18 protein-coding genes are annotated in these 13,822 nt (G+C 59.1%); 10 read left to right on the top strand and 8 right to left on the bottom strand.

Features of this window, described 5'->3' with window-relative positions:
- Position 1: 1 nt before the first annotated feature.
- The 8 genes from FGI04_RS09350 to FGI04_RS09315 are packed head-to-tail and all read left to right on the top strand — an operon-like array spanning position 2 to position 5,866.
- The gene (locus tag FGI04_RS09350) at positions 2–460 is read left to right on the top strand and encodes a phage tail protein (protein ID WP_407336615.1); all 459 of its coding nucleotides are present in this window, start codon (positions 2–4) and stop codon (positions 458–460) included.
- Entirely contained in the window at positions 457–1,095 is a 639-nt protein-coding gene (locus FGI04_RS09345; RefSeq protein ID WP_407336614.1) for a phage virion morphogenesis protein, read from the top strand. The genes FGI04_RS09350 and FGI04_RS09345 overlap by 4 nt, the downstream gene beginning before the upstream one ends.
- The gene (locus tag FGI04_RS09340) at positions 1,092–1,673 is read left to right on the top strand and encodes a phage baseplate assembly protein V (RefSeq protein ID WP_407336613.1); all 582 of its coding nucleotides are present in this window, start codon (positions 1,092–1,094) and stop codon (positions 1,671–1,673) included. The genes FGI04_RS09345 and FGI04_RS09340 overlap by 4 nt, the downstream gene beginning before the upstream one ends.
- On the top strand, positions 1,670–2,038 hold the full coding sequence (locus FGI04_RS09335; protein WP_042860344.1) for a GPW/gp25 family protein: 369 nt from the start codon (positions 1,670–1,672) through the stop codon (positions 2,036–2,038). The genes FGI04_RS09340 and FGI04_RS09335 overlap by 4 nt, the downstream gene beginning before the upstream one ends.
- Positions 2,025–2,921, top strand: a complete 897-nt coding sequence (locus FGI04_RS09330) for a baseplate assembly protein (RefSeq protein ID WP_407336612.1) — start codon at positions 2,025–2,027, stop codon at positions 2,919–2,921. The genes FGI04_RS09335 and FGI04_RS09330 overlap by 14 nt, the downstream gene beginning before the upstream one ends.
- On the top strand, positions 2,914–3,522 hold the full coding sequence (locus tag FGI04_RS09325) for a phage tail protein I (protein ID WP_407336611.1): 609 nt from the start codon (positions 2,914–2,916) through the stop codon (positions 3,520–3,522). The genes FGI04_RS09330 and FGI04_RS09325 overlap by 8 nt, the downstream gene beginning before the upstream one ends.
- Positions 3,519–5,243 (top strand): phage tail-collar fiber domain-containing protein, encoded by a 1,725-nt coding sequence (locus tag FGI04_RS09320; RefSeq protein ID WP_407336609.1) that lies wholly within the window; start codon positions 3,519–3,521, stop codon positions 5,241–5,243. Before FGI04_RS09325 ends, FGI04_RS09320 begins: the two co-directional genes overlap by 4 nt.
- Positions 5,243–5,866 carry a tail fiber assembly protein gene (locus FGI04_RS09315; protein WP_407336608.1) on the top strand — a complete coding sequence of 208 codons (624 nt, stop codon included), beginning with the start codon at positions 5,243–5,245 and terminating at the stop codon, positions 5,864–5,866. The genes FGI04_RS09320 and FGI04_RS09315 overlap by 1 nt, the downstream gene beginning before the upstream one ends.
- A gap of 28 nt (positions 5,867–5,894) precedes the next feature.
- On the opposite strand, the gene FGI04_RS09310 is transcribed toward FGI04_RS09315, so the two are convergent.
- From FGI04_RS09310 to FGI04_RS09285, 6 genes are read right to left on the bottom strand one after another with little or no spacing between them, the layout of a single operon-like run.
- Complete coding sequence (locus FGI04_RS09310) at positions 5,895–6,404, bottom strand: phage tail protein (protein ID WP_042871410.1); 510 nt, start codon at positions 6,402–6,404, stop codon at positions 5,895–5,897.
- Between the two features lie 12 nt (positions 6,405–6,416).
- Positions 6,417–9,392 (bottom strand): phage tail tape measure protein, encoded by a 2,976-nt coding sequence (locus FGI04_RS09305; protein ID WP_407336607.1) that lies wholly within the window; start codon positions 9,390–9,392, stop codon positions 6,417–6,419.
- Positions 9,379–9,537, bottom strand: coding sequence for a GpE family phage tail protein (locus FGI04_RS09300; protein WP_016940976.1), 159 nt, complete (start codon positions 9,535–9,537; stop codon positions 9,379–9,381). The genes FGI04_RS09305 and FGI04_RS09300 overlap by 14 nt, the downstream gene beginning before the upstream one ends.
- Before the next feature lie 5 nt (positions 9,538–9,542).
- A complete protein-coding gene (locus tag FGI04_RS09295) occupies positions 9,543–9,860 on the bottom strand; it encodes a phage tail assembly protein (RefSeq protein ID WP_407336605.1) in 318 nt (105 codons plus the stop codon).
- 47 nt (positions 9,861–9,907) lie between these two features.
- On the bottom strand, positions 9,908–10,423 hold the full coding sequence (locus FGI04_RS09290) for a phage major tail tube protein (RefSeq protein ID WP_350312929.1): 516 nt from the start codon (positions 10,421–10,423) through the stop codon (positions 9,908–9,910).
- On the bottom strand, positions 10,424–11,602 hold the full coding sequence (locus tag FGI04_RS09285; protein ID WP_216284212.1) for a phage tail sheath subtilisin-like domain-containing protein: 1,179 nt from the start codon (positions 11,600–11,602) through the stop codon (positions 10,424–10,426).
- 153 nt (positions 11,603–11,755) lie between these two features.
- On the opposite strand from FGI04_RS09285, the gene FGI04_RS09280 reads away from it, so the two are divergent.
- Together FGI04_RS09280 and FGI04_RS09275 are read left to right on the top strand one after the other, a co-directional pair.
- Complete coding sequence (locus FGI04_RS09280) at positions 11,756–12,895, top strand: phage late control D family tail protein (RefSeq protein WP_407336604.1); 1,140 nt, start codon at positions 11,756–11,758, stop codon at positions 12,893–12,895.
- A 36-nt stretch (positions 12,896–12,931) separates the two neighbouring features.
- Positions 12,932–13,180, top strand: coding sequence for an ogr/Delta-like zinc finger family protein (locus FGI04_RS09275; protein ID WP_026357823.1), 249 nt, complete (start codon positions 12,932–12,934; stop codon positions 13,178–13,180).
- Positions 13,181–13,226: 46 nt separating this feature from the next.
- On the opposite strand, the gene yidD is transcribed toward FGI04_RS09275, so the two are convergent.
- Both yidD and FGI04_RS09265 read right to left on the bottom strand, forming a co-directional pair.
- Positions 13,227–13,439, bottom strand: coding sequence for a membrane protein insertion efficiency factor YidD (yidD, locus tag FGI04_RS09270; protein WP_193744846.1), 213 nt, complete (start codon positions 13,437–13,439; stop codon positions 13,227–13,229).
- Between the two features lies 1 nt (position 13,440).
- Entirely contained in the window at positions 13,441–13,686 is a 246-nt protein-coding gene (locus tag FGI04_RS09265; RefSeq protein WP_038904544.1) for a hypothetical protein, read from the bottom strand.
- Positions 13,687–13,822: the final 136 nt, after the last annotated feature.

The raw sequence follows: 13,822 nt of genomic DNA, 5'->3' as shown, positions 1-13,822 counted from the left end.
CATGCTGAAAACCGACTCGCTGCGCGATGCGCTGACGGCATCCAATACCTGGTGCCGGGCCAACCCGGAAGCCTTCACGGTATTTGTCGAAGAAGGCGGCATTGAAACCACCGGGGAAACGCCGTCGTTTCTGTACCGCTACTCGCTGGTGCTGTTCGTGATGAACTTCACCGGCGATATCGACGATTTCACCTTACCGTTGATGGCCTGGCTGTGGCAGAACCAGCCTGACCTGCTGTTGAACCCGCAAAAGAACCGCGAGGTGAAATTCACTACGCTTATCAACAACGACGACAGCGCTGACATTCTGTTTGAAATCCCGGTGCGCGAGCGGGTCAGGGTCACGCGGGACGATAACGGCATCCTGCGTGCTGAACATCTGCCTGAACCTCGTCCGCGCCTCACCGGCGGGGTATGGGATGCGGTGCTTGACGATGCCACCGGGGAGACAGCGACATGACGGACAACCTGTTTCACGCACTGGATCAGGTGTTTGATGACATCCTTTCAGGTCTGTCACCCGCCGGGCGGCTGAAAACAGCCCGTCAGGTCGGGCAGGCGCTGCGACGCAGTCAGCAGCAGCGCATCCGGGCGCAGAAGAACCCGGACGGCTCGGCCTATGCGACCCGCCGTCGCAAGGTGTTGCGCTCGCAGCAGGGAATGATTTTTGTCTGGGAAGGCCAGGTGCGCCACCTGAAAAACTGGCACGGCGGCCGGGGAAAATACGGCCGCACAATCACCGGCTTTGATGAAGACCGCAATGCCATCCGCACGTTTTACCGCAGCGATATTGAGCGTTATATCGAGATCAACACGCAGGCCGTGCGCCGCACGACCAGCAAGAAAGCCCCGATGTTTCAACGCCTGCGCGGTTATCGTTTTCTCAAAATGCAGGCCGATACCGACGGGGCCAGCGTCGGCTTTGATGGCATTGCCGCCCGTATCGCCCGCGTGCATCAGTACGGCGAGCGTGACAAGGTCGGGTCGGGCGCTTTCGCCCGCTACCCGGTGCGTGAACTGCTGGGGATCTCCCTAGCTGATGAGCGTCTGATCCAGGACACGGTGATCAACAGTCTGGGGAGTGCCGCCACATGAGTGCTGAACTGATGCGATTACTGGAAAACGTGTTGCGTGTCGGCGTCGTCACGGCGGTTGACCCGGAAAGCTGGCGGGTGCGCGTTAAGAGCGGTGAATTGCTCACTGACTGGCTGCGCTGGAACACCACGCGCGCCGGGGCGTTTAACGTCTGGATCCCGCCCGCCGTCGGGGAACAGGTGTGGCTGGGCTGCCTTGGCGGTAACCCGGAAACCGCCGTGATTATCGGCAGCCTGTTCAGTGAGGCCCACCCGGCGCCGGGCAACAGCTTGCAGGAAATCGTGATCACCGCGCCGGACGGTGCCCGGTTTCGGTATGACGCCGCCGCCGGTGCGCTGGAAGCAACCGGTATGAAAACCGTTAACGTGGTGGCCTCAGTCAGCGTCACGCTGAACACGCCGGTGGTGGAATGCACTCAACACCTGAAGGCCCGCACCGTGGAGATCACCCACGGCGGCACCCTGGCCGGTAATGTGGCGCATTCTGACGGCGCGATGACCTCTAACGGCGTCCAGGTGGATAACCACCGCCACGGCGGCATTCAGCCCGGCGGTAGCTGGACGAGTGGCACACAATGACCGCGACCTATACCGGCATGAATCCGCATGGCACCGGCACCCTGACCGATGCCGATCAGCTCTGGCAGTCGGTGCGCGACATTCTGACTACGCCGCTGGCATCCAGGGTGATGCGCCGGGATTACGGCAGCCTGATCCCTGACCTGCTGGATGCGCCGCAGAACGCTGTTACGCGGCTTCAGTTGATGAGTGCGGCTGTTATCGCCCTGACGCGCTGGGAGCCGCGTATCTCGCTGAATGCCGTCGATATTCGCTATTCAGCATCGGGAGCGGTAGACGTGGCGTTATCGGGGTTGATTACCGAAACGATGCAGGCGGCCAACGCTGCCATTACGCTCAGGAGTGACAGTGATGGCAACGGTTGATTTATCACAGTTACCCCAGCCGCAAATCATTGAAGTGCTGGACTTCGAAGTCATCCTTCAGGACGTGAAGGCGGTGATGATTGCCGCCTTTCCGGCCGTTCAGCAGGCGTCAGTGACTGCCGCGCTGGCGCTGGAATCCGAGCCGTTAACCGTGATAGCGCAGGTGATCGCCTATCGGGAAATGATGTTACGCCAGCGGATTAACGAAGGCGCGGAAGCCTGCTTGCTCAGTCATGCCGTGTCATCCGATTTGGATAATCTGGCGGCCAACCTGAACACCGCCCGGCTGACCATCATCGAAGCAACCGACACCGCCGACGCGGTGATGGAAAGCGACAGCGCGCTACGGTTGCGAACGCAGGCGGCCTTTGAAGGGTTGAGCGTGGCCGGGCCAACCGGCGCGTATGAGTATTTCGCCAAAAGTGCCAGCGGCAAGGTAGCGGATGCCAAAGCGATCAGCCCGTCCCCGGCGGCGGTGGTGGTGTCGGTGTTATCCGCCGAGGGTGACGGCAGCGCCTCGGCTGACCTGCTGGCGGCGGTTGATGCTGCGCTGTCTGCTGACGATAAACGCCCGGTCGGTGACCGCCTGACGGTGCAAAGTGCCGAAATTGTACGTTATGCCATTACAGCGGTGTTGTACCGCTATCCGGGGCCGGAGTCAGAACCGATCCAGCAGGCAGCGCAGCAGGCGTTACGGTCATGGCTCAGTGTGCAGGGGCGCATCGGGCGTGATGTGGCTCGCTCGGCCATCATGGCGGCGTTGCATGTTCAAGGGGTGCAACGTGTCGAGCTGCTGGAACCGGCGCAAGACATCGTGATCAGCGACACGCAGGCAGCGTACTGCACCGGGTTCACTGTCACCGAGGGCGGCAGCGATGAGTAACAGCCTGCTGCCCCCGTCAGCCAGCGACTTTATGCGCCACGTCGCCAGCTCAACCCAACACCTGAATGAGATAGCGGTCGATCTGGATACGTTATGGGACGCCGAGCGCTGCCCGACACAATTACTGCCGTACCTCGCCTGGGCGCTGTCGGTTGACCGCTGGGATAAGCGCTGGTCAGAACAGACCAAACGTCAGGTGATCAAGGCGGCATGGCTGGTACACCGCCAGAAGGGCACCATCGCGGCATTGCGCCGGGTGGTGGAGCCGTTTGGCTACCTGATCCGCATTACCGAGTGGTGGCAGACCGGCGGCACGCCCGGTACCTTCCGGCTGGATATCGGCGTGCAGGATGCTGGCATCACCGCCGAAACGTATCTGGAGCTGGAGCGGCTGATCGCCGATGCCAAACCGGTGAGCCGTCACCTGCTGGGGCTGGCTATCCACCTCGACAGTCAGGGTGTGATTCCAGTCCACGCCGGGCAATACAGCGGCGATGCGCTGACCGTCTACCCCTATTTCCCCGAAACTATTACCACCGCCGGTGCTGACGTGCGCGGGGCAGTGGTGCATCTATCTGACAATGTGAGCGTAAGCGCATGACAACCAAATACTATGCGATCCTGACTAACACCGGCACGGCGTTGCTGGCAAACGCCACTGCGCTCGGGCGGCAACTACCGATTACACAAATGGCGCTGGGCGATGGCGGCGGCACCCTGCCGACCCCGGATCCGGCGCAAACCAAACTGGTCAATGAGCGCCGCCGGGCGCCGCTCAATTCCCTGAGCGTTGACCCGGCAAACCCTAGTCAGATTATTGCCGAACAGGTGATACCGGAGGATGAAGGCGGCTGGTGGATTCGTGAAATCGGTCTGTATGACGCCAACGGCAATCTGATTGCCGTCGCCAACTGCCCGGAAACCTACAAGCCGCAGCTACAGGAAGGCTCTGGCCGGGTGCAGACGGTGCGCATGATCTTGATTGTCAGCAGTACCGACGCGGTAACGCTGAAAATCGACCCGTCGGTAGTGCTGGCGACGCGGGCGTACACCGACGGCAAGATCATCGAGGCGAAATCCTATGCGGATATGCAGGCGAGCGGAGCCAAAAGCGAGGCGAAAACCTATGCCGATGCACAGGTGAACGGTGTCAAAAGTGAGGTGAAGGATTATGCGGATTCGAGGGCAAGTGGTGCCAAGAGCGAGGCCGGCGCCTACACAGACAGCCTGATGACGGCGCACCTGTCCGCCGCTAATCCTCACCCGCAGTACGCGCCGATAGCCAGCCCGGCGCTGACTGGCGCGCCGACTGCGCCGACGGCGAGTTTCGGCGTAACCACAACACAGATCGCAACGATGGCCGCGCTACAGGCAGCGAAGGGGGCTATCGCCAGCGTCCATTCGGTTTCCAGTTCGAACGCGCTCACGGCCTCAGCAGCCGGCGCGCTTGTCTACATGACCGGCGGCGCGACGTTTACCACCGCGCTGCCGGGTGGTTCAACCGTTGCCCTCGGCCAGACTATCCGGCTCATTAATTACTCGACGGTAGCCCAAACGATAGCCAGCGCTGGATCAGATATTATTTATGGCGGTGCCGTCGCCGGGTCTGTATCCAGCATTTCGCTGCCGCCGGGCGCGGGCATTGAGTTGATATCGCGCGGAAATGGCGAATGGGATGTCATTGGGGGATCGCTCTCGATTCAGTACGCCTCTGGGTTGACGCTGGTTTCGCCAGCGCTGTCAGGGGCGCCGACGGCTCCCACTGCCGCCTCTGGGACAAACACAACTCAAATTGCGACTACCGCGTTTGTGCGGTCTGAAATCAATAGTGTGGTGACAGGCATACCGCTACCCTGGCCGCAGGCTACGGCGCCGGCGGGCTGGCTTAAATGCAACGGTCAGTCGTTTGACAAATCGCTCTATCCGAAACTGGCGGCGGCGTATCCATCGGGCGCGCTGCCGGATTTGCGCGGCGAGTTTCTTCGTGGCTGGGATGACGATCGCGGTGTAGATGGTGGTCGAGGTATTGCCAGTAAGCAGGCGGCGACCGGATTACGAACGGGGGCAATGGACTACAACGGCAGCGATGCAGACAGCGCTGGGGTATACGTGGGCATCGGCTATGCCGATGCTGACAGTTCAGTAAACACCGTAAATTTTACTAACCAGGGTTACCCCAATGGCACGCTAATGGCTGGTGGCGCCGGCAGAGACAACGGGGTTTCAGGTACGGCGAGCAATACCGTATTTTCGGGCGGCGTGAACTGGATAACGGTACGCCCCCGCAACGTCGCATTTAACTACATCGTGAGAGCTGCATAATGAATGAGAAATATTCTGTTGCTGTAAAAGGCGCCGCGCTGGGTCAGAACGGACTGGCTGAGCGTGCGGGTTGGCTGACTGTTTACCATGTTGATCCGCTGACGCGCGAGTATACGGGCGCGAGCTATGAATACCTGATGGTCGGCACAGGGTTACCCGCTGATAGTTACGCCGACGCGCCCGACCTGCCGCCGGCGGGTCAGGCATTGCGGCGCCGCGTTGACGGCGAGGAATGGGAGCATGTGCCGGATTATCGCGGGCAGACGGTGTATCGCACGGCGGACGGGCAGCAACAAACAGTGACAACGCTCGGTGAGTTGCCGGATGAGCTGACGCTGTTGGCGCCGGCAACAGCGTACGATACGTGGGACGGCGCCGCATGGGTAACAGACACCGCCGCGAAACAGGCAGCGGCAACAGCAGCGGCGCAGCGGGAACTGTCAGCACGTAAAGCGACGGCGACGGCGCGAATTGCTGAATTGAGTTACGCGGTTGATCTGGCTATGGCGACCGAGGCGGAGCGGGCAGTGCTGACTGAATGGAAAACCTATCTGGTGCAGTTGTCACGCATCGACACCGGCGCCGCGCCGGATATCGACTGGCCGGAAATTCCCTCATCCTGACTTATTCGGCCCTGTTTAGACAGGGCCGTTAAACCAGCCCTTTCAACGTGTTGACAGTGTCCGTCATGGCCGTGCTGACGGTATTCATCGCTTTGGTTGCACTGCTGCGCGCATTGTCCATCATGTCGCTAAAGGATGAGGATTGCAGTTTCTCCCGCAGGTCTTCATCACAGCGCTGAAAACTCAGCGAAAACTCAATCTTCTTTGCCTTTCCGTAGCGATTCAGCTCTGTGCGCGTGGTCTGCATACCGGTTAGCACGTACATACCGTAAATCTGCCCGGTGCCGTCAATCAACGGCCAGGGGCGGCCGCTGTAGGCTTGCGTGGTCAACGCGGTTAACGACACCTCGCCGCCGGTAATTTCCGGATACAACACACCGCTTAGCGTGATCTGATCTTCCCCGGCGCCGATGTATTGCCATTTCGCGGAGCGGTTAATCCGCTCATTCTTCACATGCCGCCAGGCGCGCGACTGCTGAAGCTGCTGGTAAGGCAGCGTTTGCAGCTCAAACACAAACAACCCGTACACCATCATCATCGATTTTTCCCCTTACTCTCTGTCTCTGAAACTGCCGCGCTGAAGCCGATCACGGCGGGCCAGCTCGGCACTGACCGCATCGGCCACAATGCGGCCCAGCTCGCGGGCGTCCTGACGTTCAACGCCGTGCAGGTGTATATGGATTTCCCCATTGAAACCACCCGCCGCCGGTGTTCTGGCCGCCGGACGACTGACCGGGGAGGCGTCGGCCTGTTTGACGGGCTGCGTCGCCGCGACCACGGCGGGGCGGTCGCTGAGCGCCTGCATGGTCTGGGCTGGCTGTGAAGGGGCAGAAGGTGTGCCGCCAGTAAGCCGGGCTTCCTGCCATTCGCCACGCACAGCCAGCGCTTTCGGCAGGTTTTTGAAAACGATATCGCCGGGGCCGATGCGTTTTTTGGTTTCTTCCAGCACGCCGCCGGTGTTGTCGGCAATCTTCTGCAAACGGCGCTGGGTGCCGCTGTCCCCGGTCAGGGGTGGCTTGGGCGCAGGTGGTGGTGCCGTGGTGGCCCCTTTCAGGTCGCCGGTCAGGTTAGCAACCAGACCTTGCAACCGGTCTTTCCCTTCCGGCGTCAGTTCGCCTTTCAACTGATCGGCTTTTTTCTGTGCCGCATCCAGCCCGGATGGGATTAAACCGAGCTTTTCCAGCACCCAGCCGACCCCCTCCATCAGCTTTTGCAGCGGCAATAACAGCATTTCCAGCGCCGAACCCAGCACCTTTCCGAATCCATAGCCTGCGATCGCGCAGTCATCCAGCGTCTTCTTTGTGGTCTGGATAGGGTCAAAGAGCTGCTTAAATCGATCCCACAGGCGAGACACGGCCGACACAATCACATCAAAGACGGGAGCAAGGCCCGTAAACGCCTGCCGAATGGGGCCAAGGCTGATAACAATGCCGGTAAACATCCCGCTGAAAAACGCTTTGATAGGCTCCCAGAATCGCCAGATAAGCAGCCCTGCCGCCACAAACGCCGTACCAATCAACCCGATCGGGCTTAACAGCAGCGACAGCACGCCGCCTAACACCGAGACAGCGCCGGTGATCAGGCTCCATAGCGCAGGCAGGCCGCTCAGCCGCAACAACAGCCCGCCTACGCCCCTGACCAGTGAACCCAATACCGACACCGGCGAGGTAAACACGGCCAGTAACATGCCACGCAGCGGGGTCAGTGTCGCGGTCAGTCGGCCTGTGCTGCCAGAGAAAAGCTGTAGCCAGCCACCTATGCGTGCCATCGGCCCGCCGAGCAGGCTGCTTAACCCGGAAAACAGCGACACCGCGCCACCGACGCCCCGTGCGCCCAGCAGCAGTGAAAAGCCGAGCTGGAGCTTAGCCAGCGGCCCCATCAGCAGGCCGATTGCCAGCGAGGTGCCACCGATCGCCACCGCGAATGCCGCCGCACCGCCGACAGCCAGTAACAGCGTCTGCGTCAGCCTGGGGTTTTCTTTCACCCAGGCGCTCACGTTGGTGATCACGTCACTTAACCCCTGCGTCAGGCTGCGCAGCGGCCCGTCTGCCGTCTCCTCAACCTGAATTCGAAACCCTTCCCAGGCACTGTCGAGGTTTTTCAAATCGCCACCCAGGTTATCCGCCATCTTTTTACCGACGGCCGTGGACTCACCTTTGGCTTTTAACAGCTCCTGGAATAACTTATCCAGCTTGCCACTGCCTGCCGCCTGTACCAGTGTTTGCAGGCCGACAAAGGCCTCCTCCCCAGCAATATCCTTGAAGAAAGACACCTGATCGACCTGGCCGTATTTTTGGGTCGCCTTGTACAGATCACGTAATACGTCTTGCATCGGCCGCATCTTGCCTTTGGCGTCAGCTACCGACACGCCCAGCTCTTTTAACGCCTCCGCTGCCGCTTTCGGTGGTGAAGCCAGACGGGCCAGACTGGCACGCATGGCGGTACCGGCATCACTGCCGCGAATACCGTTATTCGCCAGCATACCGGCCATCGCCGCCGCATATTCCAGGCTAATCCCCAGCGATGCCGCCACTGGCCCGGCGTATTTCATGGTTTCGCCGAGGCTGAACAGGTCGGTGTTGGTGCGAGTAAACGCACCGGTCAGCACGTCACTGACGCGATCCATCTGGCTGGCATCCAGATTGAACTGTGAAAGAATGTTTGACCCGATATCGGCGGTTTCGCCCAGTTCCATGCCACCGGCCAGCGCCATATTCAGCACGCCCGGCAATGCCGCCTGAATGGCCTGCGGCGTAAACCCGGCCATCGCCAGAAACGCCTGCCCGCTGGCCGCATCGCGGGTGGTGAACGCCGTTTCCGCACCGAGTTTTTTGGCCTGCGCCCGCAGGGCCGCCAGTTGCTGATCGCCTTTATCCAGCCGGGTCAGCGCCTGAACGCGTGACATCTCTTCATCAAACCCGACCGCCGGGGCCAGAAACTGCCCGCCGGCGTATCCGGCTGCCGCACCGCCCGCCACTGCCATCGTGCCGCTGCCGCGCAGTTTGCCTGCCGTCTGTTGCATGCGTTCATAACGGGCGCGTGCCTGTGTAACGGCGGCCAGTTGCCGCCGCTCTCGCTCCAGTGTCTGGGTATATTGTTCGGTGCGCCGGATGGCGCTCTGAATAGTGGCATTGCTGCCGATAAGCGACACACCGTGACCGCGTAGCGCCTGCGATACGGCGCGTAGTTTCACCATTTCCTGATCGCGGGTGATGTTCAGCCGCTCCAGTTTGGCAGCCAGTGCAGCCATGTGCTCCCGTTGCTTATCGGTCAGCACGGTGCCGCTTTGCTGGGCCTTTTTCATCCCGTCCAGGCTGCGACTGGCTTCATCAATCTTGCGTGAGGTCTTTTGTACGCTGTCGCGCAGGCGGTTGAAGGTCTTGGACTGATTGTCCAGATCCTTAATCGCGGCCTGGGTGCGTTTGAGGGATTCAGACAAACCGCCCGCACTCTGGCGGGCGGCGTTGACCGGGCGGGTCAGCCGGTCGATAGCACTGAAGGCTACGCGGATATCAAGGCTTTTCATCGGCTTCACTGGCTCCACTTCGGATAGCCGCCCGCGCGCGCCAGGCTATCACGTCGCCCAGATCCATGCTGAACAGTTCAGAGGGCGGCCAGTTAAAAACAACGGCGATATCAGCGACCAGATCATCTATCTGGTCGAACTGCAAGACGGTTACGCTTCCTCCGTCGCCTCCGCGTTCGGCTCGCCAGGCTCCGCATGCACTAAAAAAGGCGTGATGGCCTCCGCCAGTCGCATGAAATCGCGGGTATCCATCGCGTTAATCTCAGCCAGCTTCAGCTTTGGCGAGGTAACGCGTGTTAACAGGGTGGTGATGGAATCCACATCCATATTCAGGACGTTGACCAGTCGCAGGCCACGCAATGAGCCAGCCTGTTTGATATCGTCGGTAATGGTCACCTGGCTGATAGTGTTGTCGCCACGCACGATAGGCGTCGCCAGGGTTACGGTGTTGTTGTTCGGTGTGTTCATGGTGACAGGCTCCGGGCGGCTGGTATGGCCGCCATGATTCAGGTTGTTCAGTTACCCAGCCCCAGCGCAGACGTGATGCGATCCGGGTAGATGTTTTTGCCGTTTTTCTTGTAGATGAAATTCAGCAGGTCAATTTCCAGCACCGATTGATCGTCAATCGACAGCTTGTAATAGGTGTTTTTCAGCGCATAGGTAACGGACGTGTCTTCGCCCTGCTTGGACTCGCCGCCGTCAATCTCGGTAATACGCCCGCGCATTTCCACTTCGACAAGCTGGCTGTCGCCGTCGGTGTAGTATTCCCCCGCAAAGCGCAGGCGAACGTTATCGATATCGCCGCCGTATTCCAGCAACAGCTTTTTCTCCATGCCGCCGACGACCATCTGTGCTTCCAGCGCGCCAGAATCCATACCGAGATCGACGGCCACCGAGCCAATCATGCCTGCGCCCTGAAAGTCCTCTGTCTTGCGGGTCAATTTTGGCAGCGTGACGGACGTGACCTTGCCGATCTGGTTGTTACCGTTCACAAAGCAGGTGAACAGGCGCAATTTATGCGGAACGGACATTTACACACCTCCCAGCGACGAGAACGCGGAGTCAAAATAGTCATCGGTGAAGGTCTGATATAGCGTCAGGTCTTCCAGCGGCGGCACCGGCGTGTACTTGTAACGCACGCGCACCTGGCCCTGCCGCAGGCCGGTTGTGGGGTTATCCTGAATATCAAACCAGCATTCCCCGCCGATCAGCCTGCCCGCCGTGACCAGCGCGCTCAGCTTGCCGTTGATGCCGTTCACCACGTCTTTCACGTTGGCCGGGGTCAGTGGTTCGTCCACGGCTTCAAACTGCGCCTCCGCGATACTGTCGGCGAGGATTTGTGCGGTACGGGTGTACACCTCAAACAGGTAATCATGGGTGTCGGTGGTGCGGTTGCCCCAGAAGCGGAACCCGTTACGCTTAATCAGCGTGGTGATCTCCTGGTTGTTGAGTTCATTGGCGTCGCTGTCTTCGGCCTGAAGTGACCAGAACACGTCCCGCGAGATGCCCAACACGTTATTCACTGCCACGTTCGACAGCGACTTATGCCAGCCCTGATCGTTATCAATCGCTGCGCGCAGGCCGCAGGCATACGCCGGCGCCGGGAACGTTTCATTGCTGCCGGCCTGCGGGTTGTAGGCGATGAAATCCGGCCAGATCAGCATCAGCTCACGGTAGGCAAACTGCGCGCGGTAGGTGATGGCCTCCGCCATCGTGATGCAGCCGTGACAACCGGCGTAGACAAACGCCCGCAGGTTCTGCGCAATCACACACAGCGCTGACGTCACTTCGGCGGTGTCATAGTCTGGCACCGCCAGAATGCGCGGCCGGTAATTGACCTTCGCTTCCGCCGTCAGCAAGGCATACATGCCGGTGTAACTGCCGTCCGCCGCCGTCCCGCCAATAATCAGTTGGGACTGGGTTTTGTCGCCGCCTTCGGTTGCTGCTGCCACCCGTACCACGATCACTTTCGGGCTGGTCTGGTCAGCAATTGCTTTCAGCGTCTTGTAGAGCGAGCCGGTTTTACCCGCTTTGCCCAGCACGCTATTCACCCGTGTGATCAACACCGGCGTATTCAGGGGAAAGGTGTCTGCGTCCGCATCATCCGCCACGGCCACCACGCCAATCACATTTGAATCAATGTCATTGATTGCGGTTACCAGGTCGGTATTTTCACGAACGCGCACACCGTGGAAACGTGTCTCGGACATGTTCGCCACCATTACGTTATTGAGTTCATGGCGATAATCCCTGATATCCGTCGCGTACTCACGCGCTGACGGGTCTGGCCGCCCGGCGACAACAAAAAGCCATTTTTCCCCACGCGTGCGCGTGAAATCATGCGGCAAAAACAGGGGGAAACGATGGCTATCACCGAACTGGCTGACTCACTTATCGGCGCAGCGAAGCGCTACGATGACGCACTGACCGAGGCGGTAAAAAGCCCGGCCTTCAGCATTACGCTGGGCGGCAAATCACTGAAGGAACTGAGCGACCGGCTGATCTCGCTGTCGCTGACCGACAACCGTGGCTTTGAGGCCGACCAGCTCACGCTGTCGATAGACGACAGTGACGGGCGTGTAGAACTGCCGCCGCGTGGCGCCCAGATTGCACTGTCCATCGGCTGGCAGGGGGAAGCGCTGACTTACAAAGGGCTGTACACCGTGGATGAGATTTCCCACGAAGGCCCGCCCGATGTGCTGGGCGTGACGGCCAGAAGCGCGGATTTTCGGGAAGAGTTCAACGTGAAACGGGAGGTTTCCTGGCATGACGTGACGGTAGAGCGTGTCGTATCGGCGATTGCGCACCGCTACGGGATGAAGGCGCAAATCAGCGACATGCTGATGAATATTGACATCGATCACGCTGACCAGACCGAAGAGAGCGATATGTCATTCCTGACCCGGATGGCTGAGCAACTGGGGGCGATTGCCACCATAAAAAATGGCACATTGCTGTTTATCCTGCCCGGCGGCGGTGTGACGGCGTCCGGCAAGGCGCTGCCGTCGGCCAGCCTTACCCGCAGCAGCGGCGACGGCCACCGCTTCCGCATTGCGGATCGGGATGCCTATACCGGCGTGCGCGCCTACTGGCTGGACTTGAAATTCGGTAAAAAGAAAAAGGTCAGCGTGAAGCGCCGCCGGACAAAGCCCAAACCCAAAAAAGAGAAGAGCAGCAGCCGCGAAGGTGATTACATCACCGGCGCAGAAGGTAACGTGTTCGTGCTGCGCAAAACCTACCAGAATGAAGAGGTCGCCAAGCGGGCCGCGGCGGCTAAATGGCGCCAGTTGCAACGCGGCGCCGCTGAATTTTCGATTACCCTGGCACGTGGCCGTGCTGAGCTGTATCCCGAAATGCACCTGACAGTAAGCGGCTTTAAACCGGATATCGACAATCAGGACTGGATTATCGCCCGCGCGGAACACGTTATTGATGGCAACGGCTTTACCACCCGTCTGGAGCTGGAAGCAAAAATCCCTGACTGGATAGCAGAAAGTGAATAAAATGGCGGCGAGTTCAACTCCCACAGGGGAGCCATTATGTTCAGATGTCCTTTCTGCGGGGCAATGGCCCGCACCCGTACCAGTCGCCGCCTGAGCGATATCACCATCCGGCAGTATCACCAGTGCCAAAACCTGGAATGTAGCGAGACATTTACCACCCTCAACACGGTAGAACGGCGCGTATCAAAGCGTACACGGGAAGACCCGCTACCGCCTGACTTTATCCCACAGGACGCCTTTCCGGCTTCGCATTACGGACGGGATCAATTGAATCTGGCGTTGTAAAACAAAAGCCCCGCAGGATGATTGCGGGGCTTTTGGCTATTAGAGATTATAAGGGCGGTAAATCCCGGCCCCCGTAAGGCGGCCTACACCTGCTGATCCTCTCCAACGCCAGTTTCCACCCTTTTAAGAAACCATGACGTCTAATCACAGAAATAGCATACGCTGAGCATGTCGGCTTATATCTGCATCTCCCCCTAATGGAATCAGGCGCAAGACTACGATAAAGCCCAATCATCTTTATACTCAGCCAGGCCAACATGCTATGCCTCTTTGCGAAATGTGATTACATAGTAATTAACGGGCCCGTTTTTTTTGCCAAAAAGGAGTGAGGCACAGCCGGGTTGTTCTTCAACGCCAATGGTGTCAATCCGCTGAAACTCCCATCCGTCTTCAGCCTTTTCGTTTACGACCTGCTCCAGATAATGTGCGGCGGCATTGTCTTTATCGACTTTTCTAGCGTTGACAATAATATTCGGTGGAATTTGAACCATTTTGTATTTATACACAGTGTTCTCCTTATTTTGTGATAATCGTGCCAGATGGCAGGTAAGTATTAATTACAAAGAAGCTATATGTAAATAATGGATTTTTGGTGGTGTGATGGGGCTTATTGATTTGAGTGCTATATATTTCATTGGAATA

Source organism: Dickeya ananatis (assembly GCF_019464615.1).
Taxonomy (GTDB): Bacteria; Pseudomonadota; Gammaproteobacteria; order Enterobacterales; family Enterobacteriaceae; genus Dickeya; species Dickeya oryzae.
The sequence above is the reverse complement of the archived record's forward strand: the minus strand, read 5'-3'. Positions and strand labels throughout refer to the sequence as shown.

What these genes read in the sequence shown, in the direction of transcription:
- FGI04_RS09350 (WP_407336615.1), top strand. Translation starts at nt 2, where the DNA reads ATGCTGAAAACCGACTCGCTGCGCGATGCGCTGACGGCATCCAATACC.
- FGI04_RS09345 (WP_407336614.1), top strand. Translation starts at nt 457, where the DNA reads ATGACGGACAACCTGTTTCACGCACTGGATCAGGTGTTTGATGACATC.
- FGI04_RS09340 (WP_407336613.1), top strand. Translation starts at nt 1,092, where the DNA reads ATGAGTGCTGAACTGATGCGATTACTGGAAAACGTGTTGCGTGTCGGC.
- FGI04_RS09335 (WP_042860344.1), top strand. Translation starts at nt 1,670, where the DNA reads ATGACCGCGACCTATACCGGCATGAATCCGCATGGCACCGGCACCCTG.
- FGI04_RS09330 (WP_407336612.1), top strand. Translation starts at nt 2,025, where the DNA reads ATGGCAACGGTTGATTTATCACAGTTACCCCAGCCGCAAATCATTGAA.
- FGI04_RS09325 (WP_407336611.1), top strand. Translation starts at nt 2,914, where the DNA reads ATGAGTAACAGCCTGCTGCCCCCGTCAGCCAGCGACTTTATGCGCCAC.
- FGI04_RS09320 (WP_407336609.1), top strand. Translation starts at nt 3,519, where the DNA reads ATGACAACCAAATACTATGCGATCCTGACTAACACCGGCACGGCGTTG.
- FGI04_RS09315 (WP_407336608.1), top strand. Translation starts at nt 5,243, where the DNA reads ATGAATGAGAAATATTCTGTTGCTGTAAAAGGCGCCGCGCTGGGTCAG.
- FGI04_RS09310 (WP_042871410.1), bottom strand. Translation starts at nt 6,404, where the DNA reads ATGATGATGGTGTACGGGTTGTTTGTGTTTGAGCTGCAAACGCTGCCT.
- FGI04_RS09305 (WP_407336607.1), bottom strand. Translation starts at nt 9,392, where the DNA reads ATGAAAAGCCTTGATATCCGCGTAGCCTTCAGTGCTATCGACCGGCTG.
- FGI04_RS09295 (WP_407336605.1), bottom strand. Translation starts at nt 9,860, where the DNA reads ATGAACACACCGAACAACAACACCGTAACCCTGGCGACGCCTATCGTG.
- FGI04_RS09290 (WP_350312929.1), bottom strand. Translation starts at nt 10,423, where the DNA reads ATGTCCGTTCCGCATAAATTGCGCCTGTTCACCTGCTTTGTGAACGGT.
- FGI04_RS09285 (WP_216284212.1), bottom strand. Translation starts at nt 11,602, where the DNA reads ATGTCCGAGACACGTTTCCACGGTGTGCGCGTTCGTGAAAATACCGAC.
- FGI04_RS09280 (WP_407336604.1), top strand. Translation starts at nt 11,756, where the DNA reads ATGGCTATCACCGAACTGGCTGACTCACTTATCGGCGCAGCGAAGCGC.
- FGI04_RS09275 (WP_026357823.1), top strand. Translation starts at nt 12,932, where the DNA reads ATGTTCAGATGTCCTTTCTGCGGGGCAATGGCCCGCACCCGTACCAGT.
- yidD (WP_193744846.1), bottom strand. Translation starts at nt 13,439, where the DNA reads ATGTTGGCCTGGCTGAGTATAAAGATGATTGGGCTTTATCGTAGTCTT.